Source organism: Cellulomonas fimi, assembly GCF_028583725.1.
Lineage (GTDB): Bacteria > Actinomycetota > Actinomycetes > Actinomycetales > Cellulomonadaceae > Cellulomonas > Cellulomonas fimi_B.
Genome location: NZ_CP110680.1, coordinates 2,786,471 through 2,804,343 on the forward strand (window position 1 = coordinate 2,786,471; position 17,873 = coordinate 2,804,343).

Annotated in this window: 14 protein-coding genes; 3 read left to right on the forward strand and 11 right to left on the reverse strand. The window is 73.3% G+C overall.

What is annotated here, in order from left to right:
* Positions 1–10 precede the first annotated feature (10 nt).
* The 11 genes from ndk to OOT42_RS12645 form a co-directional block, all read right to left on the reverse strand.
* Positions 11–436: a nucleoside-diphosphate kinase gene (gene ndk, locus OOT42_RS12595; RefSeq protein ID WP_013770652.1), complete on the reverse strand. Its 426-nt coding sequence runs from the start codon at positions 434–436 to the stop codon at positions 11–13.
* A 54-nt stretch (positions 437–490) separates the two neighbouring features.
* The gene (locus OOT42_RS12600) at positions 491–886 is read right to left on the reverse strand and encodes a DUF4233 domain-containing protein (protein WP_273651549.1); all 396 of its coding nucleotides are present in this window, start codon (positions 884–886) and stop codon (positions 491–493) included.
* 9 nt (positions 887–895) lie between these two features.
* On the reverse strand, positions 896–2,611 hold the full coding sequence (locus OOT42_RS12605) for an MDR family MFS transporter (RefSeq protein WP_273651550.1): 1,716 nt from the start codon (positions 2,609–2,611) through the stop codon (positions 896–898).
* Between the two features lie 89 nt (positions 2,612–2,700).
* Positions 2,701–3,378, reverse strand: coding sequence for a TetR/AcrR family transcriptional regulator (locus tag OOT42_RS12610; protein WP_273651551.1), 678 nt, complete (start codon positions 3,376–3,378; stop codon positions 2,701–2,703).
* Between the two features lie 96 nt (positions 3,379–3,474).
* The gene (dhaM, locus tag OOT42_RS12615; protein ID WP_273651552.1) at positions 3,475–4,188 is read right to left on the reverse strand and encodes a dihydroxyacetone kinase phosphoryl donor subunit DhaM; all 714 of its coding nucleotides are present in this window, start codon (positions 4,186–4,188) and stop codon (positions 3,475–3,477) included.
* Complete coding sequence (dhaL, locus tag OOT42_RS12620) at positions 4,185–4,817, reverse strand: dihydroxyacetone kinase subunit DhaL (RefSeq protein ID WP_273651553.1); 633 nt, start codon at positions 4,815–4,817, stop codon at positions 4,185–4,187. The genes dhaM and dhaL overlap by 4 nt, the downstream gene beginning before the upstream one ends.
* A gap of 34 nt (positions 4,818–4,851) precedes the next feature.
* Positions 4,852–5,847, reverse strand: a complete 996-nt coding sequence (dhaK, locus tag OOT42_RS12625) for a dihydroxyacetone kinase subunit DhaK (RefSeq protein ID WP_273651554.1) — start codon at positions 5,845–5,847, stop codon at positions 4,852–4,854.
* Between the two features lie 194 nt (positions 5,848–6,041).
* Entirely contained in the window at positions 6,042–7,418 is a 1,377-nt protein-coding gene (locus OOT42_RS12630; protein ID WP_273651555.1) for a bifunctional folylpolyglutamate synthase/dihydrofolate synthase, read from the reverse strand.
* A complete protein-coding gene (gene ileS, locus OOT42_RS12635) occupies positions 7,415–10,699 on the reverse strand; it encodes an isoleucine--tRNA ligase (protein ID WP_273651556.1) in 3,285 nt (1,094 codons plus the stop codon). The genes OOT42_RS12630 and ileS overlap by 4 nt, the downstream gene beginning before the upstream one ends.
* 340 nt (positions 10,700–11,039) lie before the next feature.
* Entirely contained in the window at positions 11,040–13,412 is a 2,373-nt protein-coding gene (locus tag OOT42_RS12640; RefSeq protein ID WP_273651557.1) for a LamG-like jellyroll fold domain-containing protein, read from the reverse strand.
* 160 nt (positions 13,413–13,572) lie between these two features.
* Positions 13,573–15,453: a glycoside hydrolase family 9 protein gene (locus tag OOT42_RS12645; RefSeq protein ID WP_273651558.1), complete on the reverse strand. Its 1,881-nt coding sequence runs from the start codon at positions 15,451–15,453 to the stop codon at positions 13,573–13,575.
* A 96-nt stretch (positions 15,454–15,549) separates the two neighbouring features.
* Here OOT42_RS12645 and OOT42_RS12650 point away from each other — a divergent pair, with 96 nt between their 5' ends.
* The 3 genes from OOT42_RS12650 (at position 15,550) to OOT42_RS12660 (ending at position 17,860) form a co-directional block, all read left to right on the forward strand.
* The gene (locus OOT42_RS12650) at positions 15,550–16,233 is read left to right on the forward strand and encodes an HAD hydrolase-like protein (RefSeq protein WP_273651559.1); all 684 of its coding nucleotides are present in this window, start codon (positions 15,550–15,552) and stop codon (positions 16,231–16,233) included.
* 65 nt (positions 16,234–16,298) lie between these two features.
* Complete coding sequence (locus tag OOT42_RS12655) at positions 16,299–17,054, forward strand: MerR family transcriptional regulator (RefSeq protein ID WP_273651560.1); 756 nt, start codon at positions 16,299–16,301, stop codon at positions 17,052–17,054.
* 122 nt (positions 17,055–17,176) lie between these two features.
* On the forward strand, positions 17,177–17,860 hold the full coding sequence (locus OOT42_RS12660; RefSeq protein ID WP_273651561.1) for a hypothetical protein: 684 nt from the start codon (positions 17,177–17,179) through the stop codon (positions 17,858–17,860).
* Positions 17,861–17,873 lie beyond the last annotated feature (13 nt).

The window sequence follows — 17,873 nt, forward strand, 5'->3', positions numbered from 1 at the left end:
CGGGTCGTGCTCACAGGGCCGGGAACCACAGCCCGATCTCGCGCGCCGCCGACTCCTCGCCGTCCGAGCCGTGCACGAGGTTCTGGATGACCTTGAGGCCCCAGTCGCGGGCCAGGTCGCCGCGGATCGTGCCGGGCGCGGCGACCGTCGGGTCGGTCGCCCCGGCGAGCGAGCGGAAGCCCTCGATCACGCGGTGCCCCTCGACGACCGCGGCCAGCACGGGGCCGGACCGCATGAAGTCGACGAGCGGCTGCAGGAACGGCTTGCCGGCGTGCTCGGCGTAGTGCTCCGCGAGCAGGGCCTCGTCGGCCTCGCGGAGCTCGACGGCGACGAGCGTGTAGCCCTTCGCCTCGATGCGACGCAGGATCTCCCCCACCAGACCCCGGCGGACTCCGTCGGGCTTGACGAGGACCAGGGTGCGCTGCGTGTCAGTCATGGCCGTCACCCTAACGGGGGCGGCTCGGCCGTCCGGTGACGTGTCCGTGAACGGTCAGGGGCCGACCATGCCGGGGTGCGCGGCGTCCCACTCGGCGCGCTCACGGTCGATGCGGCCGCCGACGCGCAGCGAGAACACCCACATCGCGGCGAACACCGCGCCGACCACGAACATCATCGGCACGACGAACCCGCAGGCCAGGACGACGACCTGCGCGACCGACCCCGCGACGTAGCCACCCGGCCGGCCGACCCACCCGGCGAGCACGAGCAGGACCACCGTGAGAGCGCCGCCGACCCACCACACGGTGGCGGTGTCGGCCACCCGCAGGCCGTACGCCACGAGCGTCGCGAAGAACACCACGAACGCCTCGAGGACGAGCATCGTCTGGGTGAACTGCGGCTTCGCGGGGCGCTTGCGGCGCACGGCCTGCGGGTCGGTCGAGCTCATCGCGTCAGGCTACCGGGCACCCACGGCGTCGCCGTCGGCGGCCCGGTCGGCGGTCCCGGCGTCGGACGCGGGGGCCGAGAGCTCGTCCACGACCACCGCACCGTCGACCGTCGCGTCCGCGTGGACCGCGCCCGCGCGCACGTCGTCCGCCGCGACGGCCTCGCCGCGCGCGACCATGCCGGCCACGTCGGAGAGCTTCACCTCGCGGAGGAACAGCGCGAGCACGAAGCCGACGACGACGAGCGGGATGAAGTACCAGAACGACGAGGACAGGCTGCTCGCGTAGGCGTCGATGACGCCGGTCTTGAACGGCTCGGGCAGCTGCTGGACGACGTCCGGGGTGAGGCCGGACGCCTCCCCGCCGGAGCCGGCGGGCACGCCCGCGAACACGTCCGTGACCTGCTCGATGAGACGGCTGGTGAACATCGTCGAGAAGACGGCGACACCCACGGCTGCGCCGATCTCGCGGAAGAAGTTGTTCGCCGACGTCGCGGTGCCGAGCTCGTGCGGGTCGACCGCGTTCTGCACGGCCAGGACGATCGTCTGCATGACGAGGCCCATGCCGGCGCCGAGCACGAAGATCATCGCGCCGAACAGCCACATCGACATGTCACCGGTGATGCGGGTCAGCCACACCATGCCCACGGTCGTGATCGCGAGGCCCGCGACGGGGAAGATCTTGTAGCGACCGGTCTTGGTGATCGCGATACCCGAGCCGATCGCGGTGAGCATGACGCCCGCCATCATCGGCAGCAGCAGGTAGCCGGACTGCGTGACGCCGACGCCGGTCGACATCTGGAGGAACGTCGGCAGGAACGCGAGGGCCGAGAACATGCCCATGCCGAGGATGAAGCCGATGGCCGTCGCGATCGTGAAGGTGCGGTTGCGGAACAGGCGCAGCGGCAGCAGCGGGTCGGACGCCTTGAGCTCGGCGAGGATGAACAGCGCGATCGACAGCAGCGTGCCCGTGACCAGCGCGAGGAGACCCGGGTCGGACCAGTCGTAGCCGCGCTGCCCGCTCCAGCTCTCCCAGCTCGTCGCGAGGACCAGGCCGGACGTGCCGAGGACGACGAACAGGATGCCGGCGACGTCGATGCGGCGGCCCGAGCGGTGCGACGGGAGCTTGAGCGCGAACCACGCGACCGCGAACGCGGCGATGCCGACGGGGATGTTGATCCAGAAGCACCAGCGCCAGTCGGCGTGCTCGGTGAACAGGCCGCCGAGCAGCGGGCCGACGACGGCCGCGATGCCGAACAGCGCGCCCATCGGACCCATGTACTTGCCGCGGTCCTTCGCGGGGACGATGTCGGCGATGATCGCCTGCGACAGGATCATGAGGCCGCCGCCGCCGAGGCCCTGGATGCCGCGGCCGACGACGAGCCAGCCGAACGACGCGGCGAAGCCGGCGACGGCCGACCCCGCGGTGAACAGCGCGATCGCCACGAGGAACGGCCAGCGCCGGCCCCAGATGTCGCCGAACTTGCCGTAGAGCGGCATGACGATCGCGATGGCCAGGATGTAGGCCGTCACGACCCAGCCCTGGTGCTCGACGCCGTCGAGCTCGCCGACGATGGTCGGCATCGCGGTGCCGACGATCGACTGGTCGAGCGACGACAGGAACATGCTCGCCATGAGGGCGCCGAAGATGAGCCAGACGGTGCGGGGCGTGAGGACGACGAGCGGCTTGTCGCTCGCTCCCACGTCGGGGACGGTGGCGGTGGCCATGCGGGTTCCTTGCTCTGGTGGGGACGTGGCGATGTCGTCCGGGCGCACGGGCGCGCCCGGGCCCGCCGCGGCGGGCAGGTCGGTGGGGGTCAGTCGGCGAGCAGCGCGCGCAGCTCGCCGAGCACGGTGTGCAGGTGGACGCGGACGTCGCCCTCGCCGCCCGCCGACTCCCAGCGCACGAACGTGGCGTGCGTGAGGAACAGCGCGAGCGACGCGACGGTCTCGGGCGAGTGCGCGGGGTCGTCCCCGAGCCGGCGGGCGACGAGCGACATGAGGTTGCCCTTGTGCTTGTCGAGCCAGGCGAGGTGCCGCGCGAGCAGGCGCGGCTCCTGCGCGGCGATGGCCAGGCCCTTCGCGAGGCGCGCGCGGCCGGGCGGCGCGGCGTCGAGCAACGAGCCGACGAGGTGCTCGAGGTCGGTCACGAGGTGGCCCGTGGGGCCGCCGGACGCGAACTCGTCCTCGATGAGCGGGTCGATCGGGTAGGTCGCGTGCCCGAGGACGGCGTCGTCCTTCGTCTCGAAGTAGTTGAAGAACGTGCGGACGGAGACGCCCGCCGCCTCGCAGATCGCCTCGACCGTCACGGCGTCGAGGCCGTCGCGGTCGACGAGACGGTGGGTCGCGTCGATGAGCGCGTCGCGACGTGCGCGCTTCTTGCGCTCGCGCAGCCCGAGCGCGCCGACGAGCTCCGCGATGCTGGGCGCCGACTCGTCGACCGGGCGCGTGTCCGCGGGGTCGGCGAGGTCGCGGGCGGACTCGACTTCCTGCATGGGATGCAACATTACAGCGACTGCAACTTTGCAGTCCATGCACTTTCTGTGCCGTCGCTCACCCGGACCAGTGCGACGGCGCCCACGCGGCGAGGGTCAGACCTCGCCGAAGCCGCCCTCCACGGCGGCGAGCAGCGCGTCCCGCGCCTCGGCGGCCTGCGGACCCTCGGCCTCGACGACGATCTCTTGGCCCTGCACCGCCCCGAGCTTCATGAGCTGCAGGACGCTCGCCGCGTCCACGCCGTTGACCCGCACGCGCGCGTCGTAGCCCGCGAGCATCCGCGCGACGATCGCCGCCGGCCGCGCGTGCAGCCCGAGCGGGTTGCGCAGCACCGCCGAACCCCGCGCGACGTCGTCGCCCGCGGCCGTCGCGGCAGCCGGCTCGGTCGGGGGGACCGCCGCGAACGTCGTCCCCGCGTGCTCAGCCGCCGCGACGACGGCGTCGAGGTCCGCTCCCCCGTGCGCCGCGACCGCAGCCGCGACGGCCCCCTCCACGAACGGCGCGTCCGCCAGCCGCACGCGCACCGCGACCTCGGGCTCCGCGAGGTCGAGCACCGACTCCGCGGTGAGCACCGCCGACCCGAGGTCCGTCAGCACCACGGCCGACCGCTCGTCGGCGGTGGCCTCGCCCAGCGCCGCCTCGACCAGGTCGAAGCTCGTGCCCAGGCCGCCGTCGGGTCCACCGCCCGCCGCGAGCAGCAGCACGCCCGGCGCCATCTGGCCCGCGAGCTCGACCGCACCCTCGGCGAGGCCGCGCGAGTGCGACACGAGCACGAGCGCGACGCGGGCCGTCGCGCGTCCGGACGTCACGCCGCGGCCTGCGCGGCAGCGGCGAGCAGCAGCTCCGTCGAACGCGCCCCGGGATCGAGGTGACCCGCCGAACGCTCGCCCAGGTAGCTGGCACGTCCCTTCGTGGCGACCAGCGGGATCGTCGCCTGCGCGCCGTCGGCCGCGGCCTGCGCCGCCGCCGCGAGCACGGCCGCGGGCCCCGCGCCGGAGTCGGCCGCCGCGACGGCGGCCTCGGTCGCGGGCGTCCACGCGTCGACCATCGTCTTCTCGCCCGTCGTCGCCTTGCCGCGCACGACGATCCCCTCCAGCGCGGCCTCGAGCAGCGCGACGACGCCGCCGCTGTCGAGCTCGCTCACGGCCGTGGCCCGGGCGGCCCGCAGGAACGCGGTGCCGTACAGCGGCCCGGCCGCTCCGCCGACGGTCGACATGAGGGTCGTCGCGACGAGCTTGAGGACGTCGCCGATCTCGGCGGGCTGCTCGGGCAGCGCGTCCAGCTTGGCGACGACCGCCTTGAAGCCGCGGTTGAGGTTCTCGCCGTGGTCGCCGTCGCCGATCTGACGGTCGAGCTCGACCAGCTCGTCGCGGTGCTCGGCGACCGTCGCGGCGCTCGCGCGCACCCACGCCACCGCCCACGCCACGTCCAGCGTCATGCCCCGTCCCCTCGACCGCGGACGTCCCGGAGCGTCACCACCGCAGGGCGGTCGTGTGCACCGGGGCGTCCCACAGGGCGGTCAGCTCGGCGTCCAGCCGCAGCACCGTGACCGACGCGCCCTGCATCTCCAGTGATGTCACGTAGTTGCCGACGAGCGAGCGAGTGACCTCGACCCCGCGCTCGGAGAGCAACGCGCGTGCCCGACGATAGACGACGTACAGCTCGGAGGCGGGCGTGCCCCCCATGCCGTTGACGAACAGCAGCACCTCCTCGCCGCCCGACAGGCCCAGGTCGTCGACGACGGGCGTGAGCAGCATCTCGGTGATCTCGTCCGCACCCGCGAGCGGGATGCGCCGCCGGCCGGGCTCGCCGTGGATGCCGATGCCGATCTCGATCTCGTCCTCGGGCAGGTCGAAGCTCGGCTTGCCGGCGTGCGGGACGGTGCACGCGGTGAGCGCGACGCCCATCGAGCGCACGTTGGCGATGACGCGCTCGGCCACCGCGGCGACCGCGTCGAGGTCGTCGCCGCGCTCGGCGGCCGCACCCGCGATCTTCTCGACGCACACGGTCCCCGCGACGCCGCGCCGGCCGGCCGTGTAGAGCGAGTCCTCGACGGCCACGTCGTCGTTGACGACGACCGACCGGACGGTCACCCCCTCGGCCTCGGCGAGCTCGGCGCCCGTCTCGAAGTTCAGCACGTCGCCCGTGTAGTTCTTCACGATCGCGAGCACGCCCGCGCCGGCGTCGGCCGCCTGGATCGCGGGCGCGATCTGGTCGGGCGTCGGCGACGTGAACACCGCACCGGGCACGGCCGCGTCGAGCATGCCGACACCGACGAACCCCGCGTGCAGCGGCTCGTGCCCGCTGCCGCCGCCGCTCACGAGACCGACCTTGCCCTCGCGTGCGCCACCCGCGCGCACCACGTACGGCGGGTCGAGGTGCACCTCGACGAGGTCCGGGTGCGCGGCCGCGAAGCCCTCGAGCGACTCGGCGACGACGTCCTGGGGGTCGTTGATGAGCTTCTTCACGCTGTCCGTCCTCCCGTCGACCTGGGCACGACCGCCCACGTCAGGTGCGTCGAGGCCTCGTCGTCCCGACCACCCCCACCTTCTCCGCGCCCCAAGGAACGGTCAAGGCGACGACGTGCGCCCCCGGTGCACGTTCGTGCAGCCGGGGGCGCGGTGTCCCCCGGACGGGTGGCAGCGCAGGGTGCGACGAGCCGTCAGGGGCGGCCCAGGAGGATCCGGGCCTCCGCGACGAGCACGATCGAGCCGGTGACGAGCACCGCGGCCCCCCGCTCGACCTCGCTCTCCGCGAGCGACGCCGCCAGGTCGACGGCCTCGTCCAGCCGCTCGACGACGTGCACGCGGTCCTCGCCGAACACGTCGTACGCGACCTCGGCGAGGTCCTGCGGGTCGAGCGCGCGTGCTGTCGGAGCCCGCGTCACGACGACCTCCGCGAGCACCGGCTCGAGGACCGACAGGATCCCCTCGGGGTCCTTGTCCGCCATCACGCCGACGACGCCCACGACACGCTGGAACGCGAACGCCTCCTCCAGCGACGCGACGAGCGCCTCGACTCCCGCAGGGTTGTGCGCGCCGTCGACGATGACCGTCGGGCTCGACCGCACGACCTCGAGGCGGCCCGGCGACGTGACGTCGGCGAACGCGGCCCCGACGACGTCGCCGTCGAGCGCCGCACCACCGGTGAGAAACGCCTCCACGGCGACGAGCGCGAGCAGCGCGTTGTGCGCCTGGAACGCGCCGTGCAGCGGCAGGAACACCTCGGAGTAGACGCCGCCGAGCCCGCGCAGCGTGAGCATCTGCCCGCCGACCGCGACCTGCCGGTCGACGACCGCGATCTCGACGCCCTCGCGCACGACGCGCGCACCGTGCTCGGCCGCCGCGGCCAGCACCACGCCCTCGACGTCCTCGGTCTGCTCGGCGAGGACCAGCGTCGCGCCGTCCTTGACGATGCCCGACTTCTCGGACGCGATCTCGACGAGCGTGTCGCCGAGGTAGCGCTCGTGGTCCATCGCGATCGGCGTGATGACCGCGACCTCGCCGTCGACGACGTTCGTCGAGTCCCACCGGCCGCCCAGGCCCACCTCGACGACGGCGACGTCGACGGGCGCGTCCGCGAAGGCCGCGAACGCCATGACCGTGAACACCTCGAAGAACGACAGGCGCGGCTCGCCCTTCTCCGCCGACCGCTGGTCGACCAGGTGCACGTACGGTGCGACGTCCTGCCACACCTCGACGAACCGCTCGTCGCTGATCGGCTCGCCGTCGATCGCGATGCGCTCGGTCACGCGCGTGAGGTGCGGGCTCGTGAACCGCCCCGTGCGCAGGCCGTGCTCGCGCAGCAGCCGCTCGACCATGCGGCTCGTCGACGTCTTGCCGTTGGTGCCCGTGAGGTGGATGGTCCGGTACGCGCGCTGCGGGTCGCCCAGCAGCTCGCACACCGCGCGCACGCGGTCCAGCGTCGGGTCGATGTCGTGCTCGGGCGCGCGCGCGAGGATCGCACGGTAGACCTCGTCGGCGGCCTCGCGCGCGGCGCGCTCCTGCTCGGCGCGCAGGTGCTCGGATCCCTTGCTCATGCCTCGTACCCGCCCGCCTCGACGGCCTCGACGTGGACCTCGACCGCGTCGCCTGCGGACGGGTTGACCGTGACGCTCACCGCGAGCGTCTCGTGCGCGATCGTGTCGCGGTGCGTCTCGACGTCGGCCACGTGGTCGCGCGGGACGTCGAGCGTCAGCAGGATGCGGTCGCCGACGTTGAGGCCGGCGGCCTTGCGGGCGTCCTGCACCTGCCGCACGACGTCGCGCGCGTACCCCTCGGCCAGGAGCTCGTCGTCGAGGGCCACGTCGAGCACGACGAACCCGTCGGTCGACAGCACCGCGGCGGCCAGGTCGGCCCCGTCCCGCTGCTCGACGACGGTCGACACCGTGTACTCGTGCTCCTGCAGGGCGACGTCGCCGTCGTCGGTGCGCACGACGACGCCGTCGGCCGTCTGCTCCCACGCACCCGCCTTGGCGGCCTTGATGACGGTCTGCACGGCGCGGCCCAGGCGCGGGCCGGCGGCGCGCGCGTTCACGGCGAGCTGGGCGCTCACGCCGAGGTCGGCGGCGTCGGCGTCGTGCAGGCCGAGGAGCTCGACCTCGCGGACGTTGACCTCCGACGCGATCAGCTCGACGAACGGGCCGAACCACTCGGGGTGCGGCACGACGACGCGCAGGCCGCGCAGCGGCTGGCGCACGCGGATCTGCCGGGCCTTGCGCAGCGCGTGCGTCGTGGACACGACCTCGCGCACGCGGTCCATGGCGGCGACGAGCTCGGCCTCCGTGTACTCCGAGGCCGCGTCGGTCACCGGGACGTCGGCGGCCGTCGGCCAGTCCGTGAGGTGCACGCTGCGCCCGCCCGTCAGGCCGCGCCAGATCTCCTCCGTGACGAGCGGCGCGAGCGGCGCCATGAGGCGCGTGAGCACCTCGAGCACCGTCCACAGCGTGTCGAACGCCGCCTGGTCCTCGTCCCAGAACCGGTCGCGCTGCGTGCGCACGTACCAGTTGGTCACGAGGTCGAGGTGGTCCCGGACCGCCTCGCACGCCTCCGCGATGTCGTACGCGTCGAGGTGGCGCGTGACGTCGTCGACGAGCCAGCGCGTGCGTGCGAGCACGTACCGGTCCATGGTCGCGAGGTCGGCGACGCTCTCCTCGTCGACCCGCCTCGCCGTGAGGCCCTCGCCGCCGCGCACCGCACCCGCGTACAGCGTGAAGAAGTAGTACGTGCTCCACAGCGGCAGCAGCACCTGGCGCACGCCGTCGCGGATGCCCTCCTCCGTGACGACGAGGTTCCCGCCGCGCAGGATCGGGCTCGACATGAGCGACCAGCGCACCGCGTCCGAGCCGTACTTGTCCCACATGACGACGGGGTCCGGGAAGTTGCGCAGCGACTTCGACGCCTTGCGGCCGTCGTCGCCGAGCACGATCCCGTGGCACATGACGTTCCGGAACGCCGGGCGGTCGAAGATCGCCGTGGCCAGCACGTGCAGCGTGTAGAACCAGCCGCGCGTCTGCCCGATGTACTCGACGATGAAGTCGCCCGGGTAGTGGTGCTCGAACCAGTCCGCGTTCTCGAACGGGTAGTGCACCTGGGCGAACGGCATCGCGCCCGAGTCGAACCACACGTCGAGGACGTCGGGGATGCGGCGCATGGTCGAACGGCCCGTCGGGTCGTCCGGGTTCGGGCGCGTGAGGTCGTCGATGAACGGCCGGTGCAGGTCGGGCTCGCCCGCCTCGTTCACGGGCAGGCGGCCGAAGTCCGCCTCGAGCTCGGCGAGCGAGCCGTAGACGTCGACACGCGGGTGCAGCGGGTCGTCGGACACCCACACGGGGATCGGCGTGCCCCAGTAGCGGTTGCGGCTGATCGACCAGTCGCGCGCGTTGCTCAGCCACTTGCCGAACTGGCCGTCCTTGATGTGCTCGGGCGTCCAGGTGATCTCCTGGTTGAGCTCGACCATGCGGTCGCGGAACTCGGTCACGCGCACGAACCACGAGGACACGGCCTTGTAGATCAGCGGGTTCCGGCAGCGCCAGCAGTGCGGGTAGGAGTGGTCGTAGGTCTCGTGGCGCACGACGACGGACCGCTGCGCGGCGTCGACGCGCGCGAGCGGACCCGAGCCCGCCTTGAGGTCGGCGATGATCGGCTTGTTCGCCTCGAACACCTGCTGGCCGGCGTAGTCGCCGACCTCGGCGGTGAACCGGCCGCGCGCGTCGACCGGCACGACGGGCGCGATGCCCGCCGCGTCGCACGCGACCATGTCGTCCTCGCCGAACGCGGGCGCGAGGTGCACGACGCCCGTGCCGTCCTCGGTCGTGACGAAGTCCGCGGCGAGCACCCGGTGCGCGTGCTCGTGGCCCGCGAAGTAGTCGAACGGCGGCGTGTAGGAGCGCCCGACGAGGTCGGCGCCCGTGAGCGTCGCGACCACGGTCGCCTCGCCCAGCTCGCGCTGGTACGCCGCGAGGCGCGCCGACGCCAGGACGACGCGCTCCCCCGGGTGGGCCTGCGCGAACGAGGAGTCCCCGGCCGGCTCGACGACGACGTACTCGACGTCGGCGCCCACGGCGACTGCGAGGTTGCTCGGCAGCGTCCACGGCGTCGTCGTCCAGACGAGCAGCAGCTCGCCGCCGTCCAGGCGGAGGCCGACGGTCAGCGCGGGGTCCTGGCGCGACGCGTACACGTCGTCGTCCATGCGCAGCTCGTGGTTCGACAGCGGCGTCTCGTCGACCCAGCAGTACGGCAGGACGCGGTAGCCCTCGTAGGCGAGGCCCTTGTCGTGGAGCTGCTTGAACGCCCAGATCACCGACTCCATGAAGGTGACGTCGAGCGTCTTGTAGTCGTGGTCGAAGTCCACCCAGCGCGCCTGGCGCGTCACGTAGTCGCGCCACTCGCCCGTGTACTTGAGCACCGACTCGCGGCACGCGTGGTTGAACTTCGCGATGCCGAGCTCGTCGATCTGCGCCTTCTCGGTGATGCCGAGGAGCCGCTGCGCCTCGAGCTCCGCGGGCAGGCCGTGCGTGTCCCAGCCGAACCGGCGCTCGACGCGGCGGCCCTTCATGGTCTGGAAGCGCGGGACGACGTCCTTGGCGTAGCCCGTGAGGAGGTGGCCGTAGTGCGGCAGGCCGTTGGCGAACGGCGGGCCGTCGTAGAAGACGAACTCGTTGCTGCCGTCCTGCCCCGCGTCGCGCTGGTCGATCGACGCCTGGAACGTCCCGTCGGCGTCCCAGTGCGCGAGGACGTCGCGCTCGAGCCCGGGCAGGTCCGGCGACGCGGGCACGGGCTGGTCGGGGCGGTGCAGCGGGTAGCGCGGTGCGGTGGTCACCGTCGGGTCTCCTGGTCGATCTCGCTCACGGCCGCGAGGACGACCACCCCCGGGTGCGGGGACGACCGCGGTACCACCTCGCTTGCCGGCTCCCCCTCGCGGGGTCGTCGACCTCTCTGCTGCGGCTGTGACGGGCCTGCCCCGTCCGGTTCTACTGGGGCTCGTCCTCGCGGGCGGGTCGGAGCCTGTTCTTCCGGAGGCTCGCCGGTGATGGCCGGGTCGACGCCTGTGGGCGTGAGTCTACCGACTCGTCCCGGGAGGTCCGCCACCGCGAATGCGTCCGCGCAGGCCACGGCCCGGCCGTCACGGGAGGGCGTGACGACCGGACCGCGGTCGGGGGTCAGCGCGTCGCGAGGGCGGCGACCTCCGTGGGGGTGAGCGCGGAGCTCCAGACGGACACCTCGTCGACGTCGCCCTGGAACGGCGTGTCCCACCAGTTGACGCCGAGCGCGAACGTGCCGGTCGTCGTCGTGAGCACGTCGGGGAAGCCCGTGCCCGTGTAGCGCGCCTCGCCGTCGACGTAGACGACCACGTCGCCGCCGTCGACCGTCACCGCGACGTGGCTCCACTCGCCGACCGGGATCTGCGTGCCCGTGCCTGCGTCGTACCACTGCGCACCCGACCAGACCATCGTCGAGCCGCCGACGCCGTCGTGGCCGCGCGGGACGACGCTCACCCAGCTGTTCGCGTCGCGTGCCGCGAAGAACGCGGTCGTGTACGGCGTGAGCACCTGCGGGCGCAGCCACATCGACGCGGACCACGTCGAGCCGGACACGAGGCCGTCGGGCAGCCGCACGCCCGACGTGCCGTCGAGGTGGGCGGCCTGGCCGCGCACGCCGTCGGCGACGTACGTGACCTGCCCGTCGGCCTGGTCGATCCGCGGGCCGGTCGTCGTGGCGGCCGCGTGCGTGCCGGTGCCGTCGGTGAGGTCGCCCTCGAAGGACCACGAGCCGACGACGCCACCGGCCACGCGCTGCAGGACCGTGACCTCGAACGTCGCCGTCTTCTGGACCGTGCCGTTGCGGACCGTCGCGGTGAGGTTGACGTGCGCGTCGCCCTCACCCGCCTCGGGGCGGGTCACGTCACCGGTCGTCGAGACGACGGCCGGGTCGGACGACGCCCACGTGATCGTCGTGCCGTGCGTGCCGGTGGTCGGCAGCGTGAGGTCCGCGACGACGCCCGAGGTGTCGCCGAGGTCGAGGTCGGCGACGACCGCGTCGACGGCCTGCTTCGCGGTGAGCGACGGGACCGCGCTGCCCCACAGCGTCACGCCGTCGCGGGACACGACACTGAACGTCACGACCCAGCGGGCCTGGTCCGGCTGCCACGAGCGCGTGAAGACGCCCTCGTACCGGGTGCCGCCCGCGTCGATCCGGGCCTGGTTCCTGCCCGTGAGGGACCACTTGCCCGTCAGCGAGCCGGTGACCTTGCCGTTGGACGTCAGCGTGATCGGCGTCGCGCGGCGCTGGTCGGCGGTGAGGGCCTTGTCGTGCGTGACGAGCGCGTACTCCCCCGCGACGTCCTTGCGCTCGACGCGCCGGTCGTCGCCGCCCGCGTACCGGCACGGGTCGAGGACGGGCCAGCCTTGCGCGTTCATCCACATCTGGTGCACGCGGACCTCGTGCTGCTCGCCCTGGCCCGGGAACCGGGAGTGGAACACGAGGAACGTCTCACCCGTCTCGGGGTCGCGGTACCAGCTGTTGTGGCCGGGCGACAGGTAGCCCGTGCCGGGTCCCTCGCCGGGGTCGCCGACCTCACGCGCGAACAGGTGGTTGCCGAGGATCTTGGTGCCGAACGGCTCGATCGACGCGTCGTCGAACAGCGGCTTGGTCGGGTCCGCCTTGACCTGCGCCATGTCGTTGCCGGCGGCGTCGAGGTACGGGCCGTCGGGGCTCTTCGAGCGCGCGACGCGCACGTTGTACGCGCCGTTCGCGTCGAGGCCGCCGAACGACAGGAAGAGGTAGTAGTACCGCGTCTTCGTGTCGTACATGACGCTCGGGCCCTCGATGCGGCTGTGGTTGCCGCCGACGAGGTGCTTCCCGTAGCCCTGGCCCGGGACCGGCTTCCCGGTGGACGGGTCGAGCTCGAGGATGAAGATGCCGCCGGAGTACGAGCCGTACACGAGCCACCAGTTGCCCTTGGCGTCGATGAACGCGTCCGGGTCGACCGTGTTGGGGTGCACGCGGGCGTCGTAGATCGCGCCGTCGACGGCGTCGGACGGCTGGTCCCACATCCCCGACTTCAGGAAGATCCCCTGGTCGACGTAGGGACCGTCGACGTCGTCGCTCACGGCGATCCCCATGGCCGAGCGCGGCGAGTCGCCCTTGCAGGCGTTGTAGTACATCGCGTACCGGCCGTCGGGCAGCTGGATGACGTCGGCCGCCCAGAGGGTGTCGGTCTGCGCCCACGCGAACGTCTCCGCGAGGTTGGCGCGGACGTCGTCGAAGAGCGGGTTGTCGGCGTTGGCGCCGTCGGCGACCTTCTCCCAGTGCAGGAGGTCGTCGGTCTTCGCCGCGGCGAGGTGGCTGCCGAACACCCAGATCTCGTCGTCCGCGGTGACGACCGACGGGTCGTGCACGGAGACGTCCTGGAACGTCGGCGGGGGCGGTTCGGCCGGGCGGCGGTGCGCCTCGGCGGCAGGGGCGCTCGTGACTCCGAGCGCGAGGGTGAGGGCGGCGGCCGTGAGGGCGGCGCGCACGGGGCGACGGGCCATCGGTACTCCTGGTACGACGTCGGACGCAGGACAGGGCGCACGCGGCGATGCCGCGACGAGCGCCGGATCCGAAATCTACAACGTTGTGGGAAAGAAGTACATCGTTGTAGGAGACGGGATTCGTCCGTTGGCGGTCGCGTCGTGCGGCCTCGACGCCGACTCAGCCCTCGGCGTCGACGCGCTCGCCGTCGGTCGCGGACGTCGCGGGCGACTCGGGCGTCGCGGGCGTGGCGGCCGCCGCGTCGGCAGCGACCTCCCGCGGACCGCGGCCGTCGCCCAGCCCCGCGAGGTACGACGCGACCCACGCCAGCGCCGAGTTCCAGTTGATCGTCATCTCGTTGACGCCGTACGCGTGCACGTCGTCGACGAAGCAGCGCTGCGCGGGACTGCCCGCGAGTTCCGCCGACACCGGGTCGGGGCAGTCGGAGTTGGGGCCGCCGGAGACGGTCCCGCGCGGCGGGTGCGGCAGGGCCGGGTCGAGCGCGTGCGCGTACCAGCGGCTGTGCTGGTTCCGCACGTCACGCGTCCCGAAGCCGGTGACGTACGAGACGCCCATCGCGTTGCGGCCCAGCACGTAGTCGACGCCGCCGAGGACCGCGTCGCGGTAGCGGTCGTCGCGCGTGATCTCGTGCGCCGCGGCCAGGATCGCGAGGTTGTTGAGGATCAGCCCGTTGCTGCCCCAGTCGTAGCGGCCGCTCGTCGGGACGTACGGGAGGCCGAACGGCTGGGTCGCCTGCTGCTCGACCAGCGCGTCGGCGGCGTCAACGACCGACGCGCGCACGAGCGACCGCTCCGGGAGCGCGCTCTCCACGGTCGCGAGCTGCAGACGCGCCCACGCGGCGACGTGGTTCCAGTCGAACCCCTCGGGTCGGAAGGCCGGCCTCTCGCCGCCGAGGCGGTAGGGGTTGGCGCGCAGGTCGGCGGCGTACCGGTCCTCGCCGGTCGTGAGGTAGAGCTCCGCGGCGGCCCAGAGACGGTCGTCGTCGACGTCGACGTCGTCGTACGGGCCCGAGCCCGCGTTCTCGAGCGTGTTGGTGTCGGGCGCGAGCAGCACCGGGTGCTCCGCGGCGGCGTCGTACGCGGCTCGGGCGGCGGCGAGCAGGCGCTCGGCGAGGTCCGCGTCGTGCGGCGCGAAGACGCGGGACCCCTGCGCCGCGACCGCCGCGAGGTTGAGCGTCGCCGCGGTCGACGGGCGGTGCAGGAAGCGCGGCTGCGGGTCGTCGGCGGGCAGCGTCGGCAGCGGCACCCAGCGCTCGTCGGACACCTTGTGGTGCGCGAGCCCCGCGTGCGGCTGCCCGTCGGGCACGACCATGCGGAGCATCCACTCGAGCTCCCAGCGCGCCTCGTCGAGCAGGTCGGGTACGCCGTTGCCGCGCTCGGGGATGCGCAGCGAGCCGTCGCCGAGCGCGTCGGCGCTGCCCGTGCGCAGCGCGCGCTCGTACAGGCCGAGCAGCTGGGCGACCGCGATGCCGCCGTTCACCACGTACTTGCCCTGGTCGCCCGCGTCGTACCAGCCGCCCGTGACGTCGAGCGTGTAGTCGCCCGTCCAGCCCTCGTAGAGGTCGACGCCGTCCGCCGTCGTCGCGTGCCCGGCCGGCAGGCACGGCACCGCGCCGTCGCCGCGGTTCGGCTCGACGTCGACGTGCCCGGCGGCCCGCCCGTACCCGTCGCCGAGCAGGTCCTCCTCGATCGCGATGCCGCTGCGCTGGCCGTAGAACACGACGAGCGACTCGACGCGCAGGTCGTCGTAGAGGTCGGCGCCGATCGCGAACGGGTCGCTCGTCGCGTCGTCGGCGTTCAGCACGTATCCGGTGCCCGGCGCGGTGACCTCGTCGAACGCGATGACGTGCACGTCCAGGCCGGCCGACGCGTCGTGCCCGCGCGGCGCCGACTCCCCCGTCGCGGCGACCGCGCCGTCGGCGTCGAGCAGGCGCCAGGCGACGGGCTCGGTCGCGTCCGTGACGAGCGTCGCGGCCTTCGGCCCGTGCGTGAGGTAGCCGACCTGGTTCACGCGCACGCGGGGTGCGTCCTGGCTGGTCATGTCCGTCCCTTCGTCGCGGCAGGCCGACGGCCGCCACCCTACGGCCCGGGACGGACGGCCCGGCGGCGTTCCGTCGCGCGGGAGAGGATCGGACCCATGCCCCTCGTCCTCCTCGACCTCGACGGCACCCTGCTCGACTCGGCCCCCGGCATCACCGCGTCGGTCCGGGCCGCCTACCGCACGGTCGATCTGCCCGTCCCGCCCGACGACGTGCTGCGCTCGTTCGTCGGCCCGCCCATCTGGGACAGCCTGCGCGCGCACGGCGTGCCCGCGGATCGCGTCGACGAGGTCGTGCACGCCTACCGGACCTCCTTCGCGGACGTCGGCATGTACGACGCGACCGTGTTCGACGGCATCGTCGACGTGCTCCGGGACCTGCGCACCGCCGGGTTGACGCTCGTCGTCGCGACGGCCAAGCCCGAGGTGTTCGCGCGACCGATCTGCGACCGGCTCGGGCTCGCCGACCTCGTCGACGGGGTGTTCGGTGCGCCGCTCGACGAGTCCGCGACGAAGGCCGACGTCATCGCCCGCGCGCTCGCGTCGCTCGCCGACCGGCCCGAGGCGGCGATGACGCTCATGGTGGGCGACCGCGAGCACGACGTGCACGGCGCGGCCGAGCACGGCGTCGCGTGCGTCGGCGTGACGTGGGGTTACGCGGCGCCGGGCGAGCTCGAGGCCGCCGGGGCGGTCGCGGTCGTCGGAACCCCGGGCGCGCTGCGCGACGAGGTGCTCGCGCGCCTGGCGCCGGCCCGTCGCGACGAGGTCGCCCCGCGCGCTTGACCTTGACGCTGCGTCAACTCCTACCGTGGATCAGGACCACACAGGGAACGCCACGGGAGGACGCGGTGGAGGCCTCGATCCAGGAGGTCGCCCGGCTGACGGGCACCACGAGCCGCACGCTGCGGCACTACGACCGGATCGGGCTGCTCGAGCCCAGCCGGGTCGGCGAGAACGGGTACCGCTGGTACGACGAGGACGCCCTCGTCCGGCTCCAGCGGATCCTGCTCCTGCGCGACCTCGGGCTCGGGCTCGCCGACATCGGCCGGGTGCTGGACCGCGAGCAGGACGAGACCGTCGCGCTGCGACGACACCTCGCCTGGCTCCGCGACGAGCAGCGGCGGCTCGCCCGGCAGGCCGCGTCCGTCGAGCGGACCCTGACCGCACGACAAGGAGGAGGACCGATCATGGCCGACGAGATGTTCGACGGCTTCGACCACACGCAGTACAAGGACGAGGTCGAGGAGCGCTGGGGCAAGGACGCGTACGCGCGGAGCGACGCCTGGTGGCGTGGCCTGTCCGACCAGCAGAAGCGCGCGTTCCAGGAGGAGGCCGCGCAGCTCGGCCGCGACTGGGGCGCCGCCGCCGAGGCCGGCGTCGACCCGGTGTCCGACGAGGCGCAGGAGCTCGCGCGGCGGCACGTCGCGTGGCTCGGCGGCATCCCCGGCACCCCCGGGCACGGCACCGCGCCCGTCCGGGAGTACGTCGTCGGGCTCGCCGACATGTACGTCGCCGACCCGCGGTTCGCGAAGAACTACGGCGGCGAGCAGGGCGCGACGTTCGTCCGCGACGCGCTGCACGAGTACGCGGCCCGTCACCTCTGACGGGTCCCGGGCGACGTGCCCGGGCACTCGGGCTCCCCGCCCTGGTGCCCGGGCGCACCGCCCGTCGAGCCTCCTCGTCAGACGCCGGCACGCCTCGCCGGCCGAGACGAAGGAGCACCCGCATGACCAGCACCACCGCCGAGCCGACCGCCACCCCGACGCGCCGCACCGGGTCGGCGACCAGCCGCGCGTGGGCGTGGACCGGCGTCGCCGCAGGCGTCCTCGCGATCGGCGCGATCCAGGCGTCGATGGCGGCGGGCGTCGACTGGGAGAAGACCGCCGGCGACCCGCTCGCGATGATCGAGGACGCCGCGACCAAGCAGTCGACGTTCCTCGTGTTCCACGTGCTCGCGGCCCTGACCGTCGTGCTGCTGCCGATCTTCGGCGCGGGGCTGCGGCGCCGCCTCGACCAGCAGGCGCCCGCCGGGTCGCTGCACGGCGGGATCGCCGCCGCCGGGCTCCTGCTCACCGCGGCCGCGATGCTGCTGGGCAGCGGTCTCGACACGCAGTTCACGTTCGCGTTCCAGGACACGTCGATGGTCGTGCCCGAGTCCGGTGCGTTCTACACCGACTGGGTCGCCACGATCCCGTGGCTGTGGCTCGGTGCCGGCCTCTCCGCGCTCGCGCTGGGCATGGCGTCGCTCCGGCACGCGGCCGCCCCGAGGTGGATCGGGTGGGTGTCCGTCGTGCTCGGCGCGCTCACCGTCCTCACCGGCATCTCGCCGCTGCAGTACCTCGCCGGGTTCGTCGGGCCGATCTGGCTGCTCGTCGTCGCGCTGGGCTTCGCGCTCGGCGACCGGCGCTGAGCGGCCGCGTCCC

Excerpts from the sequence above, each read along its gene's own strand:
- ndk (WP_013770652.1), bottom strand. The coding sequence starts at position 436 with ATGACTGACACGCAGCGCACCCTGGTCCTCGTCAAGCCCGACGGAGTC.
- OOT42_RS12600 (WP_273651549.1), bottom strand. The coding sequence starts at position 886 with ATGAGCTCGACCGACCCGCAGGCCGTGCGCCGCAAGCGCCCCGCGAAG.
- OOT42_RS12605 (WP_273651550.1), bottom strand. The coding sequence starts at position 2,611 with ATGGCCACCGCCACCGTCCCCGACGTGGGAGCGAGCGACAAGCCGCTC.
- OOT42_RS12610 (WP_273651551.1), bottom strand. The coding sequence starts at position 3,378 with ATGCAGGAAGTCGAGTCCGCCCGCGACCTCGCCGACCCCGCGGACACG.
- dhaL (WP_273651553.1), bottom strand. The coding sequence starts at position 4,817 with ATGACGCTGGACGTGGCGTGGGCGGTGGCGTGGGTGCGCGCGAGCGCC.
- OOT42_RS12630 (WP_273651555.1), bottom strand. The coding sequence starts at position 7,418 with ATGAGCAAGGGATCCGAGCACCTGCGCGCCGAGCAGGAGCGCGCCGCG.
- OOT42_RS12640 (WP_273651557.1), bottom strand. The coding sequence starts at position 13,412 with ATGGCCCGTCGCCCCGTGCGCGCCGCCCTCACGGCCGCCGCCCTCACC.
- OOT42_RS12645 (WP_273651558.1), bottom strand. The coding sequence starts at position 15,453 with ATGACCAGCCAGGACGCACCCCGCGTGCGCGTGAACCAGGTCGGCTAC.
- OOT42_RS12650 (WP_273651559.1), top strand. The coding sequence starts at position 15,550 with ATGCCCCTCGTCCTCCTCGACCTCGACGGCACCCTGCTCGACTCGGCC.
- OOT42_RS12660 (WP_273651561.1), top strand. The coding sequence starts at position 17,177 with ATGACCAGCACCACCGCCGAGCCGACCGCCACCCCGACGCGCCGCACC.